The following is a 21,881-nucleotide window of genomic DNA, read 5'->3' as shown; positions in this document are numbered from 1 at the left end:
ATGCTGGCCTACATCCTGCGCCGCCTGCTGCTGATCATTCCGACCTTGTTCGGCATCCTGGTGATCAACTTCATCATCGTCCAGGCCGCCCCCGGCGGGCCGGTGGAGCAGATGATCGCCAAGCTCGAAGGCTTCGACGGCGCCACCAGCCGCATTGCCGGTGGCGGCGCCGAAGTGTCGGTGGCCGGCTCCAACTACCGCGGCGCCCAAGGCCTGGACCCGGCGCTGGTGGCGGAAATCGAGCGCATGTACGGCTTCGACAAGTCCGCCCCCGAGCGCCTGTGGATCATGGTCAAGAACTACGCCCAGCTGGACTTTGGCGACAGCTTCTTTCGCGATGCCAAGGTCATCGACCTGATCGTCGAGAAAATGCCCGTGTCGATTTCCCTCGGGCTGTGGAGCACGCTGATCATGTACCTGGTGTCGATCCCGCTGGGGATCGCCAAGGCCGTGCGCCACGGCAGCCATTTCGATGTGTGGACCAGTTCCGCCATCGTCGTCGGCTATGCCATCCCGGCGTTCCTGTTCGCCATCCTGCTGATCGTGCTGTTTGCCGGCGGCAGCTATTTCGACTGGTTCCCGTTGCGCGGGCTCACCTCCAACAACTTCGACGAGCTGTCCACCACCGGCAAGGTGCTGGACTACTTCTGGCACCTGGTGCTGCCGATCACCGCGCTGGTGATCGGTAACTTCGCCACCATGACCCTGCTGACCAAAAACAGCTTCCTCGACGAGATCAACAAGCAGTACGTGGTCACCGCAAAGGCCAAGGGCCTGAGCCGCAACCGGGTGCTGTATGGCCATGTATTCCGCAACGCCATGCTGCTGGTGATCGCTGGGTTCCCGTCGGCGTTCATCGGCATCTTCTTTACCGGCTCGCTGCTGATCGAGGTGATTTTCTCACTCGACGGCCTGGGCCTGATGAGTTTCGAGGCGGCGATCAACCGCGATTACCCGGTGGTGTTCGGCACCTTGTTCATCTTCACCCTGCTGGGGTTGGTGGTGAAGCTGATCGGCGACCTTACCTACACCTTGGTCGATCCGCGTATCGACTTCTCCAGCCGGGAGCACTGACATGGCCCTCTCCCCCCTCAACCGCCGGCGCTTCGAGCGTTTCAAGGCCAACCGTCGCGGCTGGTGGTCGCTGTGGCTGTTCATCGTACTGTTCGGCCTGAGCCTGGGTGCCGAGCTTATCGCCAACGACAAACCCGTGGCGGTGCGCTATGACGGCGAATGGTATTTCCCGGCATTCAAGCGCTACCCCGAGACCACCTTCGGCGGCGAGTTCCCGCTGGAGGCCAACTACAAGAGCCCGTACATCCGCGAACTGCTGGCGAAAAAAGACGCCTTCGTGCTGTGGGCGCCGATCCCGTTCAGCTACCAGAGCATCAACTACGACCTGAAAGTCCCGGCACCCGCGCCGCCCTCGGCAGATAACCTGCTGGGTACCGACGACCAGGGCCGCGATGTGCTGGCACGGGTGATCTACGGCTTCCGCGTCTCGGTGTTGTTCGCCCTGACGCTGACGATCGCAAGCTCCATCATCGGCGTGATTGCCGGCGCCCTGCAGGGCTTCTATGGCGGCTGGGTAGACCTTGCCGGGCAGCGCTTTCTGGAGATCTGGTCGGGGCTCCCGGTGCTGTACCTGCTGATCATCCTGGCAAGCTTCGTACAGCCGAATTTCTGGTGGTTGCTGGGCATCATGCTGCTGTTCTCGTGGATGAGCCTCGTGGACGTCGTGCGCGCCGAGTTTTTGCGGGGGCGCAACCTTGAGTACGTGCGCGCGGCGCGCGCCCTTGGCATGCGCAATGGCGCAATCATGTACCGGCACATCCTGCCCAACGCGATGATTTCGACCATGACGTTCATGCCGTTCATCCTGACCGGCGCCATCGGCACCCTGACCGCCCTGGACTTCCTTGGCTTCGGCCTGCCGGCAGGTTCGCCGTCGCTGGGCGAGCTGGTTGCCCAAGGCAAGTCCAACCTGCAAGCCCCGTGGCTGGGCATCAGCGCCTTCGCCGTACTGGCAGTGATGCTGAGCCTGCTGGTATTCATCGGCGAGTCCGCCCGCGATGCCTTCGACCCGAGGAAATGACATGAGCCAAAGTACCCTGATCGAAGTGCGCGACCTGGCAGTGGAGTTCGTCACCGGCGACCAAGTCAACCGCGTGGTCGACGGCATCAGCTTCGACATCCGCAAAGGCGAAACCCTGGCATTGGTGGGCGAAAGTGGCTCGGGCAAGTCGGTGACGGCGCACTCGATCCTGCGCCTGCTGCCCTACCCGCTGGCGCGCCACCCGAGCGGCAGCATCCAGTACGAAGGCAAGGACCTGCTACAACTCGGCGAGAAGCCTATGCAGCGTATCCGCGGCAACCGTATTGCGATGATCTTCCAGGAGCCGATGACCTCGCTGAACCCGCTGCACAGCATTGAAAAGCAGATCAACGAGATTCTGTTGCTGCACAAAGGCCTGACCGGCAAGCAAGCCACCGCGCGCACGCTCGAACTGCTCGATCTGGTGGGTATCCCTGAGCCGCATAAACGCCTCAAGGCCCTGCCCCATGAGCTGTCCGGCGGCCAGCGGCAGCGGGTGATGATCGCCATGGCGCTGGCCAACGAGCCTGAACTGCTGATTGCCGACGAGCCCACCACCGCGCTCGACGTGACCGTGCAGTTGAAGATTCTCGACCTGCTCAAGGAACTGCAGGCACGCCTGGGCATGGCCCTGTTGCTGATCAGCCACGACCTTAACTTGGTACGCCGCATCGCCCACCGTGTGTGCGTAATGCAAAGCGGCAAAATAGTCGAACAAGCCGATTGCGCCACGCTGTTCAGCGCGCCGCAGCACCCGTACACGCAAATGCTGATCAACGCCGAACCCAGCGGTGCCCCGGCTGCCAACCCGCAAGGCGCGCCGCTGCTGGAGGTCAAGGACCTGAAGGTGTGGTTCCCGATCAAGAAAGGCCTGCTGCGCCGTACCGTGGACCATGTGAAGGCGGTGGACGGCATCAACTTCAGCCTGCCCCAAGGCCAGACCTTGGGTATCGTCGGTGAAAGCGGCTCAGGCAAATCCACCTTGGGCCTGGCCATCCTGCGGCTGATTGCAAGCCAGGGCGGCATTCGCTTCCATGGCCAGGCGCTGGAGGGTTTGAACCAGAAAGAAGTGCGGCCCCTGCGCCGTGAAATGCAGGTGGTGTTCCAGGACCCCTTCGGCAGTTTGAGCCCGCGCATGTGCGTGGCGGATATCGTCGGCGAGGGCTTGCGGATTCACAAGATCGGCACGCCCGAAGAGCAGGAGGCGGCGATTATTGCCGCGCTGGAGGAAGTGGGGCTGGACCCGAAGAGCCGGCATCGTTACCCCCACGAATTCTCCGGCGGCCAGCGCCAGCGCATTGCCATTGCCCGGGCGTTGGTGTTGAAACCTGCGCTGATTCTGCTGGACGAACCCACCTCGGCGCTGGACCGCACGGTACAGCGGCAGGTGGTAGAGCTGCTGCGCAACTTGCAGGTGAAGTACAACCTGACCTATCTGTTCATCAGCCATGACCTGGCGGTGGTCAAAGCATTGAGCCATCAGTTGATGGTGATCAAGCAGGGGCAGGTTGTCGAGCAAGGTGATGCCGGGGAGATATTCAGGGCGCCTCAGGCGGGGTATACCCGGCAGTTGCTGGAGGCGGCGTTCTTGTGCGCTTCCTGAGTTTGAGATACTAGTCAACCGGCCTGTAGGAGCGGCCTTGTGTCGCGAAAGGGGTGCGAAGCGCCCCCAGGTTTTGCGCTCCACCCTCATATCGCCGGGGCTGCTACGCAGCCCTTTCGCGACACAAGGCCGCTCCTACAGGGGGAGGCGGGACATTCCATGGTGGTACAGGCTTGTGGTGACCTCATCGCCCACCAGCCCACCCAACCCGATCAAGCACGCCACCCCAATCGCGTAACTTAGCGTCCGCCAAGGTTGTAGCCCAGCGAGATAGGTCACGGTATGCAGCACCCGCGCAACCGTGAACACACCACAAATCCAGGCCGTGGCCACCCCAGGCACGTGCAACGCAACCGCCAGCCCACCCAACGCCATGAACAGCGGGATGTTCTCCAGATCATTGCGCCAAGCCTGCATGCCGCGGATCACCTCAGGCCGCTCCACAGCCAGCGCAGGTCGGCCAAAAACCGCCGCATCCTCCACATTCACAAACGCCCGGAACCGCATGCGGAAATACCCCTGATAACAAGAAATCGCCAGCATCTTGATCATCAACAGCACCACACACCCCGCGTACATCGCCATGGCCAAACTCATGCTGCATCCCTGCGGGCAAAGCCCTTGACCACGATGTACAACAGCGGCCCCATCGAAACGAACACCGCCGTCAGCGCCAGGTATGGCAGCACGCCAACCCAAGACCCGCCCCGGGCACGATGGTCGCTCACCATCCACATGCAGCCCAACCCGGCCATCACATACAGGTCGATCACAACCTGCGCCGTGTCGGGCCGGGCCATCAGTTCCAGGCCGAAAGCGACCAGCGACTGCTGGGCGCTCAGCATCGTCCAGCCGGTATAAGCTGCGAACCCAAGCAGTGCCAACAACGCCAGCCAGCGCCCTGCCGAATACCGCCTGAGGTTTTCTGTTGCCGTGCCATCGTTCATGCTCGCCTCCTTGGCCAACCTCCCCGCACACTAGTGGTAGAGTTTCCCCCGCCTCAATGACCTCACAGGTCATGGACGCTTCCCCCAAGGACAGCCAGAGTCGAAGCATGAGCACTCTCCCCTTTCATCCTGCGCACCCGCCTGCCGCGACCGAAGCGGGCGAGCACCTGCGCCGACTGCGCCAGCAAGCCCGGCTCAGCCAAATGGACCTGGCGCTGCTTGCCGGCGTGTCACAGCGCCACCTGAGCTGCGTGGAAACCGGCCGCGCCAAGGCCAGCCCGAGCACCCTGCATGCGCTGCTCAGCGCCCTGCAAGTGCCACTGGAGCAATGCAACGCAGTGTTCCTCGCCGCAGGCTACGCACCGCGCTATGGCGCCTGCGCGCCCGACGCCCCGGCACTGAAGATGGTCAACGACGCGGTGCGGCATATCCTCCAGGCCAACAACCCCGCGCCAGCCATCGTCATCGCCAGCAACTGGGACATCATCGCCGCCAATACCAGCGCTGGCTTGCTGTTCGCCATGGCCGGCGTGCCAGCAAACGGCCATGAGGGGTTGAACTTGCTGGACACGCTGCTGCGCCCAGGCGGGCTGGGCGACCACCTGGTGAACGCCGATGAGATTCGCGCTATTGCTTGGCAGCGAGCAGCCAGGGAGGCGTTGGGCAACGCTGAACTGACAGACCGACTCAAAGGTTTGCCGGTGCCGACTGCGGTAGCGGCGGATGGGCAGTTGGCACCGGTTGTGTTGACCAAGGTTCGCGTCGGTGGCTCTGAGTTGCGGTTTCTATCCACCTTTACAACCTTCGGCATGCCGCTGGACATCACCGTTGCCTCACTGCGCATCGAGCATCTGCTGCCAGCGGACGACGACACCTGGCACGCCATGCGCACAGCTTATGAAGGCTGGCAGTCAGGCCAGTCTTGAGTAGGGCGGCGCAGTTGTAGATAACCCGTGCACCGCTGACTCGGTGGTTCAGCACGGGCGCCGCCAGCTCAGAAGTCGATAGTGCCCGAGAACTTCACCAGACGCGGGTCGCCCTGGGTCATGTAGCCACCGTTGGCCGAGGCCCAGTAGTTCTTGTCAGTGAGGTTTTCGACATTCACTCGCAACGTCAGGTCCTTGTCCGAGACCTTCAGCTTGTAACGAGCCCCGGCATCGAAGCGGTTCCAGGTTGGCAGGCTGAGGTTGTTGGCAGCATCGACGAATTGCCCGCCGGTTCGCAGCATACGGGCGTTCAGCGCAAGCCCCGGTACACCCGGCACATCCCAATCGACGCTGGCATTAAGTTGGAAGGTCGGAACGCCGATGGCGTGGTTGCCATCATTGGCCCCGTTCAGGGTCTTTTTCTGCTCAGAAGCCATGCGGGTACCGCCGGCCATCAGGCGCAGCCCCTCGGCAGGTTCGCCGAAGACGCTGAGCTCGATACCCTTGTTGACCTGTTCGCCATCGCGAATGTAGGTGGTGCCTTGGGTGTAGCCGTCGGAAGGTTTCTCGATGCGGAACACCGCCAGATTGGCGCCGTAGGTTTGCTTGTCGAGTTTGATACCGGCCTCGAGCTGCTTGGTCCTGCCCGGCGGGAACATGGTGCCTGCGTTATCGGCAGTAGCCGGTGCCGTCGGCCCCTGGGCCAGACCTTCTATACGGTTGGCGTACAGCGAGACGCTGTCACTTGCCTTGAACACGATGCCGTACACAGGCGTCGTGACGCCCTTGTCGTATGCCTCGCCGTTGCGGCTGCCATCTCGAAAAGGCCGGGTCGCAGAGACCGGCCAGGTGCCATCGTAGAAGTAGTTCTCCACGCGCAGTTGCTGGCGGCGCACGCCGTAGGTCAACAGCAGGCGGTCGTCGAAAAGGCCAACGGTGTCGGAGATTGCAATGCTGCGGTTGCGGGTCTTGCCGGTTACGCCCGGGTCGCCCATATCGCCACCCCAACTCGTAGGTGCAGTGGGTTTGGCAATTGGCGAGGTGTCATAGATGTTGGTCCCGCGAGCGCCATAGAACACGTATGCGTTTTGCGCCTGGGTCCACATGGTCGTGGCGCCCACAGCGATCTGATGGCTGAGCGGGCCGGTCTGCACGCGGCCGTTCAGGCCGGTACTGAAGCTTGTATTGTCCTCCCCGTGGACGATGTCGGACGGGGTGATGTTGGCCGCGCCACTGTTGCCCACCAGAACTGGCGTGCCGTAGGTCCCCTGCTCGCGGGTGTGACGAGCGCCACCTGCCAAGTAGGCCGTCCAGCTTTCGTTGAGGTCCCACTCGCCCCGGACCATGCCGAAGGTATCTTCGGACTCGCTGTAGCTCCAGTTCTGGCCATAGTTGTGATCGGCGTCTGGCGCCGTTGGCACGCGGGTCGCGCTACCTGGACGCACAGAGTTGCGCAAGTGGTTGATACGCTGTTTCTGGTACCCGAAGTCAGTGGACAAACGCAAAGCATCGCCCCGGTAATCAAGCCCCGCGACAAACAACTTGGTGCGCTGATCCTGGTCATCGACGGCCGTTTCGCCCTCGCGCTGGCTCAGGTTCAGGCGGGCACCAAAGCGGTTGTCTTGCCCGAACCGCTGGCCGATATCCAGGTGTTCCCCGACGCGCCCGTCGCTGCTGATGTCCTGGGTGTAACGCCGGGTAGGGAGATCTTCGGCGCGTTTTGAGCGCAGATTGACGTTGCCGCCCAGCCCGGAACCGGTCGGGCTGACGCCATTGAGAAAAGCGTTCGGGCCTTTGAATACCTCGACCCGCTCCGCGCCGTCGGTGGACATGATCTGACGCGGCAGAATGCCATACAGGCCGTTGAAGGAAATGTCGTCGCCACTGAGTGGCAGCCCACGGATGACAAAAACCTTGGACTGGTTGCCGAAACCGAACGACTCCCGCACCGAGGGGTCATTGGCGAGCACATCGCCGATATCTTCGGCCTGTTGGTCCTCGATAACCTTGGAGGTGTAACTGGTCATGCTGAACGGGACGTCCATGTTGTCCTGATTACCCAGCACGCCCATCTGGCCACCGCGGGCCACCTGGCCGCCGGCGAACGCCTCGGGCAGCGCGTCGGTCGTTGCTTTGACCGCATCCGCGTTGATGTCGGTGGCGTCCAGTTGGATGGGTTCGGCGGCGTGCGCCACAAGCGTTAGGGAACAGCAAAGCGCCAGCAATGCTGGACGGGAGGGGAAGCGGGAGACCATGGGGGATTTCCTGACTTGAAGGATGGGTGTACGAGATTGCGAATGTTAACGCATATCAATTACAAACATCATTCAAGTGGTTACCCATCACCTCGTTTGGGTATCCACCGGTCTTGAGCCCGCATGCAGCGGGTAGGCTACGACGACCGCGCTGAGAGGTATTGGACGGATGTGCTGGGTTGGCCTGATAGCGGCCTGGCCCTGATGTCTGTCAGTCAGGGCCATGGGGCCGCATTGCGCCCCTTCGCGGTGGTTCGCAAAGCGAGCCCAATGGTTTTTCACTGGCCCGGGCGGGCCACACCTGTCACGCGAGGTCCTGGCTCACCCGGCCCACCGCCTCGACCACGCGCCGCGCCCCAGACTGGATCGCGCCAATTGCACCGCCGGCCTGGGTGGCCAGTTGCAGGCCATGGGCCGCTTGCCCGCGGCTGCTTTCGATCTCGTTCACCGCCTGGTTGGCCAGGGTCTGGTTATGCGCAACCACCGCGACGATTTCCTCGGTCGCGCTGCTGGTTCGCGCGGCCAGTTGGCGCACTTCGTCGGCGACAACCGCAAAACCTCGGCCCTGCTCCCCGGCACGCGCCGCTTCAATGGCGGCGTTGAGCGCCAGCAGGTTAGTTTGCGCGGCGATGCCGCCAATGGTCTGCACGATCGAACTGATCACCACCGATTGCTTGCCCAGCGCATCGATGGTGGTCCCCGCCGAATGCAGCTGGGCGCTGACCGCCTGCATGGTCTGCTCGACCTGCTGCACCACCGCGACGCCCTCGCTGGCACCGGTGTCGGTGGTCTGCGAAACCTCCAGCGCCATCTGCGCGGCCTGCTTGACCGCCTCCTCGCGCTGCACCTGATCGGTCACTACCGAGGCAAATTTCACCACCCGCAGCAGCCGGCCCTGGGCGTCGATCACCGGGTTGTAGCTGGCTTCAAGCCACACATCACGGCCTTGGCTGTCCAAGCGCAGGAAGCGGCCGGTCATGTACTGGCCGGCATTGAGCGTCCGCCACAGGTCGGCGTAAGCCGGGCTGTTGACGAAATCAGGGCTGCAGAAAATCCGGTGGTGCTTGCCCACGACCTGGTCCAGGCGATACCCCATGGCGGCGAGGAAGATCGGGTTGGCATCGAGCACCTTGCCGCTCAGGTCGAACTGGATCACCGCCGTGGAGCGCAGCAACGCCTGCAGCAGCGACTGGCTCTGCTGCCCGGCATCCAGCTCCTGGGTGACATCGCGGCCTTGGCCGACGACCTGCAACAAACGCCCCTGGGCGTCCATTTGCGGGTACCAGCTCAGGCGCAGCCAGGCATCACGGCCATCGGCGTGGCGCAGCAGGTAATCACCATGCTGCACCTCGCCGCGGCTCAGCGCTTGCGCCAGCGTGCCGTAGTGCGGCTGCGCCAGCCACTGCGTCAATGCCTTGCCGGCCATGGCTTCTTGCGCCAGCCCCAACGCCGCAGCAGTTGCGGCGTTGCCTTGAACCACGCGCATGCTGGCATCGAGCAACAGAAAAATCCCGGCTTGCTCCTGCTGGGCCAGACGTTGACGCAAAACGACGAGCTCGGCTTCACGCGCAGCGAGCGTGGCCTTCAATTGCCGGTTGAACATGACACACCTGCTTGAGGAGGGTAGATCGAAATGAAAACGGGAGTTCAGGCCACCGACCCTATGCGCCGGGTAGCTCCAAACCAATGTACGAAGGTTGCCACCGGCATCGGCCGGCCCAGATAAAAACCCTGAGCCTCATGGCAGCCCCAGGCGGCCACCTGTTCCAACTGCGCGGCACTCTCGATGCCCTCGGCAGCCACCCGGTAGCCCAGGCGCGAGGCCAGCTCTACCAATGAACGCACCAACTGGTTATCACGGGCATCGACGCAGCCCTTGTGCACCAGCGAGCGGTCCAGCTTGACCAGCGTGGCGGGGATGCGGCTGAGGTAGGCCCAGTTGCTGTAACCGGTGCCGAAGTCGTCAATGGCGATATCGATACCGGCCAGGCGCGCACGTTGCAGTTGCTGCTGCACTTCTTCGAGTTGCTCGATCAGTGCGCTTTCGGTGAATTCCAGCTGCAGCCGCGCCGGGTTGATGTCCAGGCGGTGCAGTTCGGCAAGCAGTGCATCCATGAAAGCCGGGCTTTCAAGGTCACGGGCCGTGATGTTCATGCCGATGCTTAAATCCAGCATCTCGGTCTGCTGCAACAAACGCAGCACCGCACGCATCACCCACAAGCTGATCTGGGTGATCAGCGCGGTCTTTTCGGCCAAAGGGATGAACTCCGCCGGAGAGATCTCGCCCAGTTCCGGGTGGTGCCAGCGCAATAGCGCCTCGGCCGAACGGCAATCGCCGCCGGGAAGGTGCAGGCGTGGCTGCAGATGCAGGCTGAGTTCGCCGTCATGCTGCAAGGCCACGGTCAGCGCCGCCAGCAAGGTAAAGGCGCGGCGCTGGGCGGCGTCAACCTCTGGCTGGTACAAGGCGCAGCGGCCGTGGCTACGGCGTGCGGCATCCGCTGCACTGACCACCCGGCGCAGCCACTCCAGGCCTTCTCGATCATCGCTGCGCGCACTCAGCGCGGTAATGCCGATGCCGGCATCGAGCAGCACAGGGATCTGGTGGCACTGCACCGGCGCCTGTAACGCTTCGATAATGCCCGCACACAGTGGCTGAACCTGTTCGGGGTCGTCGACGATGGTGGCAAAACGCGTCGGGCTGATCTTGTACAGCGACTGGCTAAAAGGCAGCTGCGCAACGATGCGCGCCTTGACCTGCAACGTGAGGTCGTGGGCAAAGTTGTAGCCCAGCGCCTGGGTGATGTCGTTCAAGGTTGCGGCGGGCAGGATATCGATGGCCAGCAGGGTCAGGGCCTGGCCGCGGTCGAAATGGGCCTCGACGTCGCACTCCAGCTTGAGCCGGTTGAACAGGCCGGTCGGTTGGTCGAAAAAGTTGCTGCGCCGCACACTGGCGAGGATTTTCATCACCATGTCGGCGAACGCGACCAGCATGGCCTTTTGCTCTGGCGCCATCGGTGGGCGTGGCACGGTATCGATGATGCACAGGCTGCCGATGGCTATACGCTGCTCGACCACCAGCGGCGCCCCGCAGTAGTAGCGGATACCCGGCTCGCCGGTTACCAGCGGATTGTCGGCAAAGCGCGGGTCCTCGCACGCATCGGGCACCTCCAGCGGCTGGGCCTGCAGGATGGTGTGGGCGCAGAACGACACATCGCGGGAGGTGCTGGCACTGTCCAGGCCAGTCCTGGCCATGAACCATTGCTGGCATTCGCTGACGATCGACACCAGGCAGATAGGCGCGGAAAAATAGCTGGAAGCAAGCTTTACCAGCGCCTGGAGTTCGTGGTTCTGGTCTTGCTGGGCGACACACCATTCGACGACCTGGGCCAGGCGGTCTTTCTCATTGATGGGCACGGGAGCGGTTTTCATGGTGTTTTGCCTGCCCTGAAGAGGGTGTTAAGCACGAAGATATAGCACTTTGCTATCAATGAGACTGGTGTACAGACAAACGGTTCCGCTATGGAGCAAGTAATGGCTGAACGGTAGCGCATATATTTGTACAAGGATAGGAATTTGTACAAGTATCGTAATTAGGATAACGCGCTTCGAATTTCGGATCGGTGGCCGCCCTGCGGCCATTTCGCGGCGCAAGGCCGCTCCTACAGGGGGTTGTTGATCGCCGCCTGAGTTGTACAAGCTTCGCGCGCGTCAAAGTTCAGGGGGCGTCAGCGAGGCCATCATTGCCTGGGCCTGGGCGCGTAACGCAGTACAGAATGGCGCCACCACCGCCGACGCCGGACGGTGCTCCGGGCGGATCAGCATGACCCGGTACGGCACCGAAATATCCAGCCTGCGCATCACCAGACCAGCCTGCCCCGCCTCCAGCCCGCTGAGCGGGTTGATAATCGCCACCCCCAGGCCCTGACGTACCATCGCACACACCGACGCTGCGCTGGTGGTCTCGATCACTGTGCGCCGGTTTACCCCGGCCGCCCGAAACTGCTGGTCGAGTTGCTGCCGATAGGTGTCCAGGCTTGCAAGGTTGATGAAGTCGACCTCGTGGAAGTCGCTCAACTGCAGCACCGCCTTGGCCCGTAATGGATGGCCTTGGGGCAGCACGCAGACCATGTCGGCGCTGAACAGCAACTCGCCCACGGCACCCCGCGGCACCTGTTCGACTTCGGTGAGGCCAAGGTCGTGCTGCTGGGCCACCAGCGATTCCTCGAGCAGCGGCGATTCCTGCGCAGTGATACACACGCTGACGCCCTTGTGCTGCTGATAGAAGCGCTGGCAGGCAAGCGGCAGCAGGGTTTGCGAGAACAATGGCAGGCAGGTGACAGACAGCCGGCCTTGCTCGAAGTTGCGGATGGCCTGGGCGAAGCGGTCTATGCGTTCAAGGCCGATGAAGGCCCGTTCGACTTCATCCACCAGCAGCAAGGCCTGGGCCGTGGCCACCAGGCGCCCGCCTTCGCGCTCGAACAGGTTCAGGCCCGTGACCTGCTCCATGCGTGCCAGCTCACGGCTGACAGTGGGCTGCGAGGTGAACAGCAGGCGCGCGGCACCGGTGACGCTGCCGGCGGCCATGATGGCGCGAAATACTTCGAGGTGGCGCAGGGTCAGTTTCATGGGAGGCTCACGGCAAGGGTCATGGAAGGCGCCATTCTGTGCTGGCCTCATCGCAGGCTGGCGCCAGCTCCTACAAAGACTGCGCCAGCCCGTAATAGAGATGCCTGAGTGAGAACCCTGTGGGAGCTGGCGCCAGCCTGCGACAGGGCCGCTGCGGCTACACGCAGAGTGTGTCCAGTGGCTTAGTCCATATCAGATATGAATCTCCTCAACAAAAATAGCTATTTTTCTGAATCGGCTATTTCAATCACGCTTGAAGCATTCCATCAAAGGACCACCCCGATGACCTTCCCTCTCCTGGCCACCGCTATTCGCCAGCACGGCTCGCCCCTCTGGGCCTACGACAGCCACATCATCAACCAGCGCATCGACCAGTTGCTGCAGCACTTCGACACGGTGCGTTTCGCGCAGAAAGCCAACCCGAACCTGCACGTGCTGCGCCTGATTCGCGAGCGCGGCCTGAAGCTCGATGCGGTGTCGCTGGGTGAAATGGAGCGGGCCTTCGCCGCCGGTGCCGAGGTTGGCGGCGAGCCGGCCGGCGTGGTGCTGACCTGCGACGTGCTCGATCAACCCACTTTGGCGCGTGCGGTAGAGACTGGCATCGAGGTTAACGCGGGTTCCATCGACATGCTCCGCCAGTTGGGCGAGCACTCACCGGGGCATCGGGTGTGGCTGCGCATCAACCCAGGCTTCGGCCATGGCCACAGCCGCAAGACCAACACCGGCGGTGAAAACAGCAAGCACGGCATCTGGCACCAACAGCTGCCCGAGGCGCTGGCCTGCATCAAACAGTACGGCCTGCACTTGGTGGGCGTGCACATGCACATCGGCTCCGGGGTCGATTACCAGCACCTGGAAGCGGTGGCCAGCGCCATGGTCGGGCTGATCGGCAAGCTGGGCATGGATATCGAGGCATTTTCCATCGGCGGCGGGCTGTCCACGCCATACCGCGAGGGCGACCAGCCGGTAGACCTGGCGCGCTATGCCCGCACCTGGGCGGTGGCAAGGGCCGAGGTCGAAGCGATGCTCGGCCATGCCGTACGCATGGAGATCGAGCCGGGCCGGTATGTGGTGGCCGAGTGCGGTTACCTGGTGGCCGAGGTCCGTGCGGTCAAGCAAATGGGCGAGCGCAATTACATTCTGGTCGATGCGGGTTTCAATGACCTGATGCGCCCGGCCATGTACGGCGCCTACCACCGCATGAGCCTGTGCGACGCCAACGGCCAGCCGCTGGACGGTGCGCTGCAAGCCACCGTGGTTGCAGGGCCGCTGTGCGAGTCGGGCGATGTGTTTACCCAGGACGATCAGGAACTGACCCCGCAGCAACTGCCCCAGGCCAAGGTCGGCGACCTGTTGGTAATTCATGACGCCGGGGCCTACGGCGCGTCGATGTCGTCGAACTACAACAGCCGGCCGCTGCTGCCGGAGTTTCTGATCGAGCAAGGCGCACTGCGCATGATTCGCCGTCGCCAGAGTGTGCAGGCGCTGTTGGCCTTGGAGTTGGGGCTCTGAAATAGCCTGCCATTGGCAGGTAGCCAGGCTGTGCTGAGCACGGCCTCTGTAGGAGCGGCCTGGTGTCGCGAAAGGGCTGCGCAGCAGCCCCGGGATCTCGGGCTCATGCAAAATTTTCGGGGCTGCTGCGCAGCCCGTTCGCGACACAAGGCCGCTCCTACTGCCCCAGGAGCTTCCTACCCGCCCGGCGCCACCAGCCGATACCCCACCCCCGCCTCGGTGATGATGAACCGAGGCGCAGTGGGGTCATCGCCGAGTTTCTGCCGCAAGTGCCCCACCACAATGCGCAGGTAATGGGTGTCATCGACATGGGTCGGGCCCCAGATGTCCTTGAGCAACTGCTGCTGGGTGATCACCCGTCCCGGGTGCGCGGCCAATTGCGCCAGCAGCGCATATTCCTTGCGTGTCAGCCCCACCTCCTCCCCGTCGAGCAGCACCCGGCGGTAGGCAAAGTCCACCCGCAGCGGGCCGAAGCTGGCCGCAGCCGGGGTATTGCCAGCCTGTGGCACCTGGCGCAGCAGGGCGCGAACGCGGGCGAGGAACTCCTGAATGCCGAACGGCTTGGTCACGTAATCGTTGGCACCGCCATCCAGCGCGTCGACCTTCTGCACCTCGCTGGCCCGCACCGACAGCACCATCACCGGCACCGCGCTCCACTCGCGCAGCTCGCGCAGTACCTGCTGGCCGTCCATGTCCGGCAGGCCAAGGTCGAGCACCACCAGGTCCGGCTTGCCCAGCGCGGCCTGGGCCAGGCCTTCGGCGCCAGTGGCGGCTTCGAGCACCTTGTAGCCTTGGGACACCAGGCTGATGCGCAGAAACTTGCGGATCTGCGGTTCGTCGTCGATCACCAGCAGGGTCGCAGCTTGGCTCATGGCATTTCACTTTCGGCGTCTGGTTGAGTAGGCAGCGGCAAGCATAGGGTGATGCAAGTGCCCTGGCCATCGATGCCCTCGCCCACCAGAATGCGCCCGCCATGGGCGCCGATCATGCCCTGGCAGATCGCCAGGCCAAGGCCCGTGCCCTGCCCGCCCCTGTCGCCACGGGCCGCGGTGTAGAACATGTCGAAGATTTTCTCGCGGTCCTCGGCAGGGATGCCAGGGCCTTGGTCGCTGACGGCCAGATGCAACTGGTCGTTGTGCACTGACACCTGCATGAGCAAACGCCCGTTCACCGGCGAAAAGCGTGCGGCGTTCTCCAGCACGTTGACCAAGGCTTGCTCGATCAGCGCGGCATGCACATACAGCAGCGGCAACTCGGCGGGCACCTCGGTGTGCACCTGCAGCGGCGCCAGCACGGCGCGCAGGCGTTGCAGTGCGCTGCCCACGATATCGGCCGGTGCCACCCAGTCACGGGCAAGCTTGAGGCTGCCATGGCCAAGGCGGGTCATGTCCAGCAGGTTCTGGATATAGCGGTCCAGCCGCTCGGCTTCGTTACGAGTGCCCTCAAGCAGCTCGCGGCGGTCATCGGCCGCAATGGCGTCGCCCAATGCCAGCAGGCTGTCGATGCTGCCGCGCATGGCCGTCAATGGCGTGCGCAAGTCGTGGGATACCGAAGCCAGCAAGGCGCTGCGCAGCTGCTCGGTCTCGCCACGCAGGCGCGCCGCTTCAAGTTGCTCGGCCAAGCGTGCCCTGGCCAACGCCTGAGCCAAGGGTTGCGCCAGCGCCATCAGCAAGCGCCGCCGGGGGGCGGCCAACGGCGCGCCATCGCGTGGGCGCACCCCAAGCAACGCCAACGGCTGCTCATCCACTGCCAACGGCCACCACCACCAGCGGCCATGGGGCAAGGTGTCACTGCCAAAGCCTGCGCCCTGACCATGCTGCCAGGCCCATTGTGCGGCAGCGCGTTCGTTGTCGGTAAACGCCGGGGCAGCGCCGCTGGCAACCTGCAGCAAGCCATCGGCGCTGCGTTCGAGCAGGCACACCTGCACATCCTGCCAGCCGTCCAGGTGCTGGCCGGCGGCGTTGAACACCGCCTGGCGATCAGCGGCCACGGTCAGGCGGCGCGACAGGTCGAGCAGTTGGCTGGTCTGTGCCTGGGTCTCGCACAGCGCCTGTAACTGGCGGCGCTGCCGCGCAGCAAGGTTGCCGGTGAGCGCGGCCATCAACAGGAAGAACACCAGGGTCAGCACGTCTTCTTCGCGCTGGATACTCAGCGAGAAGTTGGGCGGGATGAACAGAAAGTCGTAGGCCAGAAACGACAGTGCTGCACACGCCAGCGCCGGGCCCAGGCTGCTGCGCACCGCCACCAGCAATACCGCTGCCAGGAACACCAGGGAGATGTTCGGCAGCGCCAGCACGCTGGCAACCGCCCAGGCCAGCCCTGCCGCCAGCAGCGTTGCCATCAGCGCCAACAGGTAATGCCGCCACACCCACACGCGCCTGACCGCAGTACGCCCAGGTTGCGGCTGGGCATCGCGGTCGAGCACGTTGATTTCCAGGCCATGGCTTTCGCGCAGCAAGCGCGCCGCCACCCCAGCCCCGAACAGGCGCCGACGCAGCAGGTCGCGGGACTGGCCAACCAGCACCAGGCTGGCGCGACGCTCGCCGGCATGCTGGATGAGCGTGCGTGCCACTTCACCGGCACGCAGCAACACCACCTCACCGCCCAGGCGCTCGGCCAACTGCTGAGCCGCTTGCAGGCGATGACGGGCGCTTTCGTCGCGCAGGCGGCCGTTGTCCACATGCACCACACTCCATGGCAAGTGGCGGCGCTGGGCAACGCGGCTGGCATGGCGCACAAGACGCTCGGCCTGATCGTCGCCGTCGATCCCCACCAGCAGCCGGCCACGCAGGGCCGGGGCCTCCTCGCCGCGCTGGCGGTAGCCACTGGCAAGGTCGGCGTCCACCTGGGCGGCGGCGGTGTGCATGGCCAGCTCACGCAAGGCGGTGAGGTTGGTCTGGGAGAAATAGGCATCGATAGCCGCCCGGGCCTGCTCGGGCACATACACCTTGCCCTCGCGCAGGCGCTCAAGCAGCTCGCGTGGCGGCAGGTCGATCAATACCAGCTCGAAGGCCTCCTGCAGCACCCAGTCCGGCAGGGTTTCACGCACTTGCACACCGGTGATGTCGCGGACCTTGTCGTTGAGGCTCTCCAGATGCTGCACGTTGACCGTGGTGTACACGTCGATGCCGGCGGCCAGCAACTCCTGCACATCCTGCCAACGCTTGGCGTGGCGGCTGCCGGGGGCATTGCTGTGTGCCAGCTCATCGACCAGCACCAACGCAGGGGCGGCCTTGAGCAGGCCATCGAGGTCCATTTCTTCAAGTTGCACGCCACGGTATTGGCTGCGCAGCAACGGTTGCTGGGGCAGGCCGCCAAGCAGGGCTTCGGTTTCGGCGCGGCCATGGGTTTCGACAATACCCACCAATATGTGCACGCCCTGACGCAGCTGTGCATGGGCGGCCTGGAGCATGGCGAAGGTCTTGCCGACCCCAGGGGCTGCGCCGAGAAACACCTTAAGCCTGCCACGGCCTGCACGCGGCAGGCCGGCCAGCAGGGCATCGGCGCGGGTGGGGTTACTCATGTCGGGTCCTTGTGTCGGGTATGGGCCATCGCGGGGCACGTGCTGGGGCGCTTAGTTGCCTGGCAGCGGCGCCAGGCGCTGCAACGCCTGGTTCAGCGCCAGCACATTGACCACCGCCGGGCCGACCAATGGCTGCAGGGTGGCCTCATCCACCAGCGCTTGCAAGCGCGCTTCAGGCACCTGGCGCGCAGCCGCCACCCGCGGCAGCTGGTAGGCGATGGCCGCAGGTGGCAGATGCGGGTCCAGGCCGCTGGCGGAGGTGGTCAGCAGCGCCTGGGGCACTGGGCCAAGGCTGGCTTGGTACAGCGTTGCCGCATCGGCACGAACCCGCTCGGCCAGCGCCGGGTTACCCGGCCCCAGGTTGCTCGCGCCGCTGGCGACCGTGGCGTACGCGCCGGCCGAGGGCCGCGGGTGGAACCAGCCATCGCCGCTGAAACCCTGTGCAATCAACGCCGAGCCGCGCACCTGGCCTTGGCCGTCGCGCACCAGGCTGCCGTTGGCCTGCTCGGGGAAGGCCAGTTGGGCGATGCCCGTCACCGCCAGCGGGTACAGCGCGCCGGTGACCAGGGTCATCAGCATCACCAGGCTCAGGGCCGGGCGTAGGTAAGCAGTCATGATGGTTCTCCTTCAGACCAGGTGCAGGGCATTGAGCACGACGTCGATCAGCTTGATCCCGGCAAACGGCACCAGAATGCCGCCAAGGCCGTAGATCAGCAGGTTGCGCCGCAGCAGTTGGGCGGCGCTTGCGGCTTGCACGCGTACCCCGCGCAGGGCCAGCGGAATCAGCACGATGATGATCAGTGCGTTGAACACGATGGCCGACAGGATCGCGCTTTGCGGGCTGGCCAGGTGCATCAGGTTGAGCACGCCCAATTGCGGGTAGATGGCCGCGAACAGCGCCGGCAGAATGGCGAAGTACTTGGCCACGTCGTTGGCGATGGAAAAGGTGGTCAGCGCGCCGCGTGTCACCAGCAGTTCCTTGCCCACCTGCACCACGTCGAGCAACTTGGTCGGGTCGCTGTCCAGGTCGACCATGTTGGCGGCCTCGCGGGCGGCCTGGGTGCCATCGTTCATGGCCATGCCGACGTCAGCCTGGGCCAGGGCCGGGGCATCGTTGGCGCCGTCGCCGCACATCGCCACCAGCCGGCCGTCGTTCTGCTCCTGGCGGATGCGCGCCAGTTTTTTCTCAGGCGTGGCCTCGGCCAGCACGTCATCCACGCCAGCCTCGGCGGCAATGGCAGCCGCCGTCAGCGGGTTGTCGCCGGTGACCATCACAGTGCGAATGCCCAGCTTGCGCAGCTCGGCAAAACGCTCGCGAATACCCGGTTTGACCACATCCTTGAGGTGGATCACACCGAGCAGGCGCTTGTCGACACAGACCAGCAACGGCGTGCCGCCGCTTTGTGCGATGCGCTCCACTTCTCGGGCCAGCGGCAGGGGCATTTCCAGGCGCTGCAGGCCGACGAAAGCCAGCACCGCATCCACCGCACCTTTGCGATAGCGGCGCTGGTGCAGATCGATGCCCGACAGGCGCGTTTCGGCGCTGAAGGCAATGGCGTCGTACTGCCCGACGGCCGGCTCGACAAAGTCGTGCAACTGGCGCAGAAACTCGACGATGGATTTACCCTCGGCAGTGTCATCGGCCAGCGAGGCGAGCAACGCGCCCTCCCCCAGCTCCTTGGCGGTGATACCGGGTGCAGCGTGCAGCGCGCTGCAACGCCGGTTGCCAAACGTGATGGTGCCGGTCTTGTCGAGCAGCAGCGTGTGTACGTCACCCGCCGCCTCCACCGCCCGGCCAGAACGGGCAATCACATTAAGCCGTACCAGGCGGTCCATGCCAGCAATGCCGATGGCCGAGAGCAGGCCGCCGATGGTGGTGGGGATCAACGTGACCAGCAACGCTGCCAGGAAGATCAGCGGCAGGCTGCCGCCGGCAAAGTGGGCGAACGGCTGCAGCGTCACCACCACGATCAGGAAGATCAGGGTCAGGCCGATCAGCAGGATATCCAGGGCAATTTCGTTAGGGGTCTTCTGCCGCTTGGCGCCTTCGACCAGCGCGATCATGCGGTCCAGGGTCGACTCACCGGGGTTGCTGGTGACGCGAATCAACAACTGGTCCGAGACCAGCCGGGTATTGCCGGTGACCGCCGAACGGTCGCCGCCGGATTCGCGGATAACCGGCGCGGATTCGCCGGTAATGGCGGCCTCGTTGACCGCTGCGATGCCTTCGAGCACCTCGCCGTCTGCCGGGATCATCTCGCCTGCCACCACCCGCACCACATCATCCTTGCGCAACTGGCTGGCGGCCACCGTTTCGAAACGGCCATCGGCCTTGCGGCGCAGGGCCTGCAGGCCCTGGCTGCCCGCCTTGAGGCTGTCGGCCCGAGCCTTGCCACGGCCTTCGGCCAGCGCCTCTGCGAAGTTGGCAAACAGCACGGTGAACCACAGCCACACGGCGATTTGCACGGCGACGCCAGTGCTTACGCCGCTGTTCGGGTCCAGGCACAGCAGCGTGGTCAGCGCAGCGGTCAGGGCCACCACCAGCATCACCGGCGAGCGCCTGAGCTGGCGCGGGTCGAGCTTGAGCAGCGCCTGCAGCAACGCCGGGCGCCACAGGTTGGCCAAGCGGGTCTGGTCCTTGGCGCCGGTTGCGGCTTGCACATCAGGAATGGGCATGTTCATGGTCAACTCCTCAGAAACCCAGGCTCAGGTGTTCGGCAATAGGCCCCAAGGCCAAGGTCGGCAGGAAGGTCAGGCCGCCCACCAGCAAGATGGTCATCAGCAGCAGGCTGGTGAACAGCGGGCCGTGGGTGGGAAAGCTGTTCAGCCCTTGGGGCGCGCTGTTTTTTGCCGCAAGGCTGCCGGCCAGCGCCAGCACCGGCAGGATGTAGCCGAAGCGGCCGATCAACATGGCCAGGGCGATCATCAGGTTGTGGAACACTGTGTTGGCGCCAAAGCCTGCGAAGGCCGAGCCGTTGTTGGCGGTGCCTGAGGTATAGGCATACAGCAGCTGGCTGAAGCCATGCGGGCCGGGGTTGCTGACCGCAGCAGCGGGGCCTGGCAGGCTGGCAGCGATGGCGCCGAGCACCAGTACCCCGACCGGCATCACCAGCAGCGTCGCCACCAGCAACTGCACCTCGCGGGCCTGCAGCTTCTTGCCCAGGTATTCCGGGGTGCGCCCGATCATCAGCCCCGCCAGGAACACCGCAATCAGCACGAACAGCAGCATGCCGTAGAGGCCTGCGCCGACGCCGCCGAAGATCACTTCGCCGACCATCATGTTGACCATCGCGACCATGCCGGTCAGCGGGTTGAGGCTGTCGTGCATGGCGTTCACCGAACCATTGGAGGCGGCGGTGGTGGTCACCGTCCACAGTACCGAGCCGGTGGTGCCGAAGCGGCTTTCCTTGCCTTCCAGCGGTGCGCCGAGCTGTACCTGGGGGTTGTCCAGCGCAGGGTTGGGCTGCTGTTCGGTCCACAGCGCGGTAGCGCCGCCGATCAAGAACAACGCCAGCATGCAGGCCAGGATCGCGCGGCTCTGGCGCAGGTCCTTGACGTAGTGGCCGAAGGTGAACACCAGTGCCACCGGGATCAGAATGATCGACGCCACCTCGAACAGGTTGCTCCATGCCGTGGGGTTTTCGAACGGGTGCGCCGAGTTGACGCCGAAGAAACCGCCACCATTGGTACCCAGTTGCTTGATGGCAATCTGGCTAGCCGCAGGGCCGAGCGGGATGGTTTGCTCCGCGCCTTGCAGGGTGATGGCGTGGGCGTAGTCGGCGAAGGTTTGCGGCACGCCTTGCCACACCAGCAGCAGCGCCAACACCAGGCACAGCGGCAGCAGCCCGTAGAGGGTGGCGCGGGTCAGGTCGACCCAGAAGTTACCCAGTTGCGTGGTGGAGCGGCGGGCAATACCGCGACACAGGGCGACCAGTACGGCAAGGCCGGTGGCGGCGCTGACGAAGTTCTGCACGGTAAGGCCGAGCATCTGGCTCAGGTAGCTGAGCGAAGCTTCGCCGCTGTAGGCCTGCCAGTTGGTGTTGGTCATGAAGCTGACGGCAGTGTTGAGCGCCAACGACCATTCCTGGCCCGGCAGGTGTTGCGGGTTCAGCGGCAGGCTGCCTTGCAGCAGCAGGACGGCGAACAGCAGCGCACCGCCGGCCAGGTTGAAGGCCAACAGAGCAAAGGTGTACTGCTTCCAGTTGTGTTCCTGGGCCGGTTTGACCCCGGCCAGGCGGTAGCAACCCCGTTCGATGGGCCTAAGCAGCGGCGACAGCCAGGTGCGCTGGCCTTCCATGACGTTGTAGTAAAAGCGGCCGAGCCAGGGGGCTGGAAGCAGCACCAGGGCGAAGAATGCCAGCAGCAGGAGGTAGTCGTAGCTGTGCATGGTGGCT

The 21,881-nt window shown here is 64.2% G+C and carries 16 protein-coding genes; 5 read left to right on the top strand and 11 right to left on the bottom strand.

Annotated elements, in window-relative coordinates; all coding sequences use genetic code 11:
- From HU720_RS06260 to HU720_RS06250, 3 genes are read left to right on the top strand one after another with little or no spacing between them, the layout of a single operon-like run.
- Complete coding sequence (locus HU720_RS06260; protein WP_186518217.1) at positions 1-1,074, top strand: microcin C ABC transporter permease YejB; 1,074 nt, start codon at positions 1-3, stop codon at positions 1,072-1,074.
- A 1-nt stretch (position 1,075) separates the two neighbouring features.
- On the top strand, positions 1,076-2,095 hold the full coding sequence (locus tag HU720_RS06255; RefSeq protein WP_186518216.1) for an ABC transporter permease: 1,020 nt from the start codon (positions 1,076-1,078) through the stop codon (positions 2,093-2,095).
- Between the two features lies 1 nt (position 2,096).
- Positions 2,097-3,698: an ABC transporter ATP-binding protein gene (locus tag HU720_RS06250; RefSeq protein WP_186518215.1), complete on the top strand. Its 1,602-nt coding sequence runs from the start codon at positions 2,097-2,099 to the stop codon at positions 3,696-3,698.
- A gap of 135 nt (positions 3,699-3,833) precedes the next feature.
- Here the strand turns inward: HU720_RS06250 and HU720_RS06245 are convergent, their stop codons facing one another.
- Both HU720_RS06245 and HU720_RS06240 read right to left on the bottom strand, forming a co-directional pair.
- Positions 3,834-4,295, bottom strand: coding sequence for an MAPEG family protein (locus HU720_RS06245; protein ID WP_186518213.1), 462 nt, complete (start codon positions 4,293-4,295; stop codon positions 3,834-3,836).
- The gene (locus tag HU720_RS06240; RefSeq protein WP_186518211.1) at positions 4,292-4,645 is read right to left on the bottom strand and encodes a DUF2834 domain-containing protein; all 354 of its coding nucleotides are present in this window, start codon (positions 4,643-4,645) and stop codon (positions 4,292-4,294) included. The genes HU720_RS06245 and HU720_RS06240 overlap by 4 nt, the downstream gene beginning before the upstream one ends.
- Positions 4,646-4,752: 107 nt before the next feature.
- On the opposite strand from HU720_RS06240, the gene HU720_RS06235 reads away from it, so the two are divergent.
- The gene (locus HU720_RS06235; RefSeq protein ID WP_238337648.1) at positions 4,753-5,571 is read left to right on the top strand and encodes a helix-turn-helix domain-containing protein; all 819 of its coding nucleotides are present in this window, start codon (positions 4,753-4,755) and stop codon (positions 5,569-5,571) included.
- Between the two features lie 68 nt (positions 5,572-5,639).
- Here HU720_RS06235 and HU720_RS06230 read toward each other — a convergent pair whose 3' ends face one another.
- From HU720_RS06230 to HU720_RS06215, 4 genes are all read right to left on the bottom strand, one after another.
- Positions 5,640-7,826, bottom strand: coding sequence for a TonB-dependent siderophore receptor (locus HU720_RS06230; protein ID WP_186518207.1), 2,187 nt, complete (start codon positions 7,824-7,826; stop codon positions 5,640-5,642).
- Between the two features lie 304 nt (positions 7,827-8,130).
- Positions 8,131-9,429 (bottom strand): PAS domain-containing methyl-accepting chemotaxis protein, encoded by a 1,299-nt coding sequence (locus HU720_RS24500; protein ID WP_186518205.1) that lies wholly within the window; start codon positions 9,427-9,429, stop codon positions 8,131-8,133.
- A 44-nt stretch (positions 9,430-9,473) separates the two neighbouring features.
- Positions 9,474-11,255, bottom strand: coding sequence for a GGDEF and EAL domain-containing protein (locus HU720_RS06220; RefSeq protein WP_186518203.1), 1,782 nt, complete (start codon positions 11,253-11,255; stop codon positions 9,474-9,476).
- Between the two features lie 279 nt (positions 11,256-11,534).
- On the bottom strand, positions 11,535-12,452 hold the full coding sequence (locus HU720_RS06215) for a LysR family transcriptional regulator (protein WP_186518201.1): 918 nt from the start codon (positions 12,450-12,452) through the stop codon (positions 11,535-11,537).
- Between the two features lie 282 nt (positions 12,453-12,734).
- Here HU720_RS06215 and lysA point away from each other — a divergent pair, with 282 nt between their 5' ends.
- Complete coding sequence (gene lysA, locus HU720_RS06210) at positions 12,735-13,964, top strand: diaminopimelate decarboxylase (protein WP_238337647.1); 1,230 nt, start codon at positions 12,735-12,737, stop codon at positions 13,962-13,964.
- A 176-nt stretch (positions 13,965-14,140) separates the two neighbouring features.
- Here the strand turns inward: lysA and HU720_RS06205 are convergent, their stop codons facing one another.
- Genes HU720_RS06205 through kdpA form a run of 5 tightly spaced genes read right to left on the bottom strand, consistent with a single transcriptional unit; the run spans position 14,141 to position 21,874 of the window.
- On the bottom strand, positions 14,141-14,836 hold the full coding sequence (locus HU720_RS06205; RefSeq protein ID WP_186518196.1) for a response regulator: 696 nt from the start codon (positions 14,834-14,836) through the stop codon (positions 14,141-14,143).
- A complete protein-coding gene (locus HU720_RS06200; RefSeq protein ID WP_186518194.1) occupies positions 14,833-17,487 on the bottom strand; it encodes a sensor histidine kinase KdpD in 2,655 nt (884 codons plus the stop codon). Before HU720_RS06200 ends, HU720_RS06205 begins: the two co-directional genes overlap by 4 nt.
- 51 nt (positions 17,488-17,538) lie before the next feature.
- A complete protein-coding gene (gene kdpC / locus HU720_RS06195; protein ID WP_186518192.1) occupies positions 17,539-18,102 on the bottom strand; it encodes a potassium-transporting ATPase subunit KdpC in 564 nt (187 codons plus the stop codon).
- A gap of 12 nt (positions 18,103-18,114) precedes the next feature.
- Positions 18,115-20,169, bottom strand: a complete 2,055-nt coding sequence (kdpB, locus tag HU720_RS06190; protein ID WP_186518190.1) for a potassium-transporting ATPase subunit KdpB — start codon at positions 20,167-20,169, stop codon at positions 18,115-18,117.
- Positions 20,170-20,179: 10 nt separating this feature from the next.
- Positions 20,180-21,874, bottom strand: a complete 1,695-nt coding sequence (gene kdpA, locus HU720_RS06185) for a potassium-transporting ATPase subunit KdpA (RefSeq protein ID WP_186518188.1) — start codon at positions 21,872-21,874, stop codon at positions 20,180-20,182.
- Positions 21,875-21,881 lie beyond the last annotated feature (7 nt).

This window comes from Pseudomonas sp. SWRI51 (assembly GCF_014268825.1).
Lineage (GTDB): Bacteria > Pseudomonadota > Gammaproteobacteria > Pseudomonadales > Pseudomonadaceae > Aquipseudomonas > Aquipseudomonas farsensis.
The sequence above is the reverse complement of the archived record's forward strand: the minus strand, read 5'-3'. Positions and strand labels throughout refer to the sequence as shown.

Excerpts from the sequence above, each read along its gene's own strand:
- HU720_RS06220 (WP_186518203.1), bottom strand. The coding sequence starts at position 11,255 with ATGAAAACCGCTCCCGTGCCCATCAATGAGAAAGACCGCCTGGCCCAG.
- HU720_RS06235 (WP_238337648.1), top strand. The coding sequence starts at position 4,753 with ATGAGCACTCTCCCCTTTCATCCTGCGCACCCGCCTGCCGCGACCGAA.
- HU720_RS24500 (WP_186518205.1), bottom strand. The coding sequence starts at position 9,429 with ATGTTCAACCGGCAATTGAAGGCCACGCTCGCTGCGCGTGAAGCCGAG.
- lysA (WP_238337647.1), top strand. The coding sequence starts at position 12,735 with ATGACCTTCCCTCTCCTGGCCACCGCTATTCGCCAGCACGGCTCGCCC.
- HU720_RS06200 (WP_186518194.1), bottom strand. The coding sequence starts at position 17,487 with ATGAGTAACCCCACCCGCGCCGATGCCCTGCTGGCCGGCCTGCCGCGT.
- kdpC (WP_186518192.1), bottom strand. The coding sequence starts at position 18,102 with ATGACTGCTTACCTACGCCCGGCCCTGAGCCTGGTGATGCTGATGACC.
- HU720_RS06245 (WP_186518213.1), bottom strand. The coding sequence starts at position 4,295 with ATGAGTTTGGCCATGGCGATGTACGCGGGGTGTGTGGTGCTGTTGATG.
- kdpB (WP_186518190.1), bottom strand. The coding sequence starts at position 20,169 with ATGAACATGCCCATTCCTGATGTGCAAGCCGCAACCGGCGCCAAGGAC.
- HU720_RS06205 (WP_186518196.1), bottom strand. The coding sequence starts at position 14,836 with ATGAGCCAAGCTGCGACCCTGCTGGTGATCGACGACGAACCGCAGATC.
- kdpA (WP_186518188.1), bottom strand. The coding sequence starts at position 21,874 with ATGCACAGCTACGACTACCTCCTGCTGCTGGCATTCTTCGCCCTGGTG.
- HU720_RS06250 (WP_186518215.1), top strand. The coding sequence starts at position 2,097 with ATGAGCCAAAGTACCCTGATCGAAGTGCGCGACCTGGCAGTGGAGTTC.
- HU720_RS06260 (WP_186518217.1), top strand. The coding sequence starts at position 1 with ATGCTGGCCTACATCCTGCGCCGCCTGCTGCTGATCATTCCGACCTTG.
- HU720_RS06240 (WP_186518211.1), bottom strand. The coding sequence starts at position 4,645 with ATGAACGATGGCACGGCAACAGAAAACCTCAGGCGGTATTCGGCAGGG.
- HU720_RS06255 (WP_186518216.1), top strand. The coding sequence starts at position 1,076 with ATGGCCCTCTCCCCCCTCAACCGCCGGCGCTTCGAGCGTTTCAAGGCC.
- HU720_RS06230 (WP_186518207.1), bottom strand. The coding sequence starts at position 7,826 with ATGGTCTCCCGCTTCCCCTCCCGTCCAGCATTGCTGGCGCTTTGCTGT.
- HU720_RS06215 (WP_186518201.1), bottom strand. The coding sequence starts at position 12,452 with ATGAAACTGACCCTGCGCCACCTCGAAGTATTTCGCGCCATCATGGCC.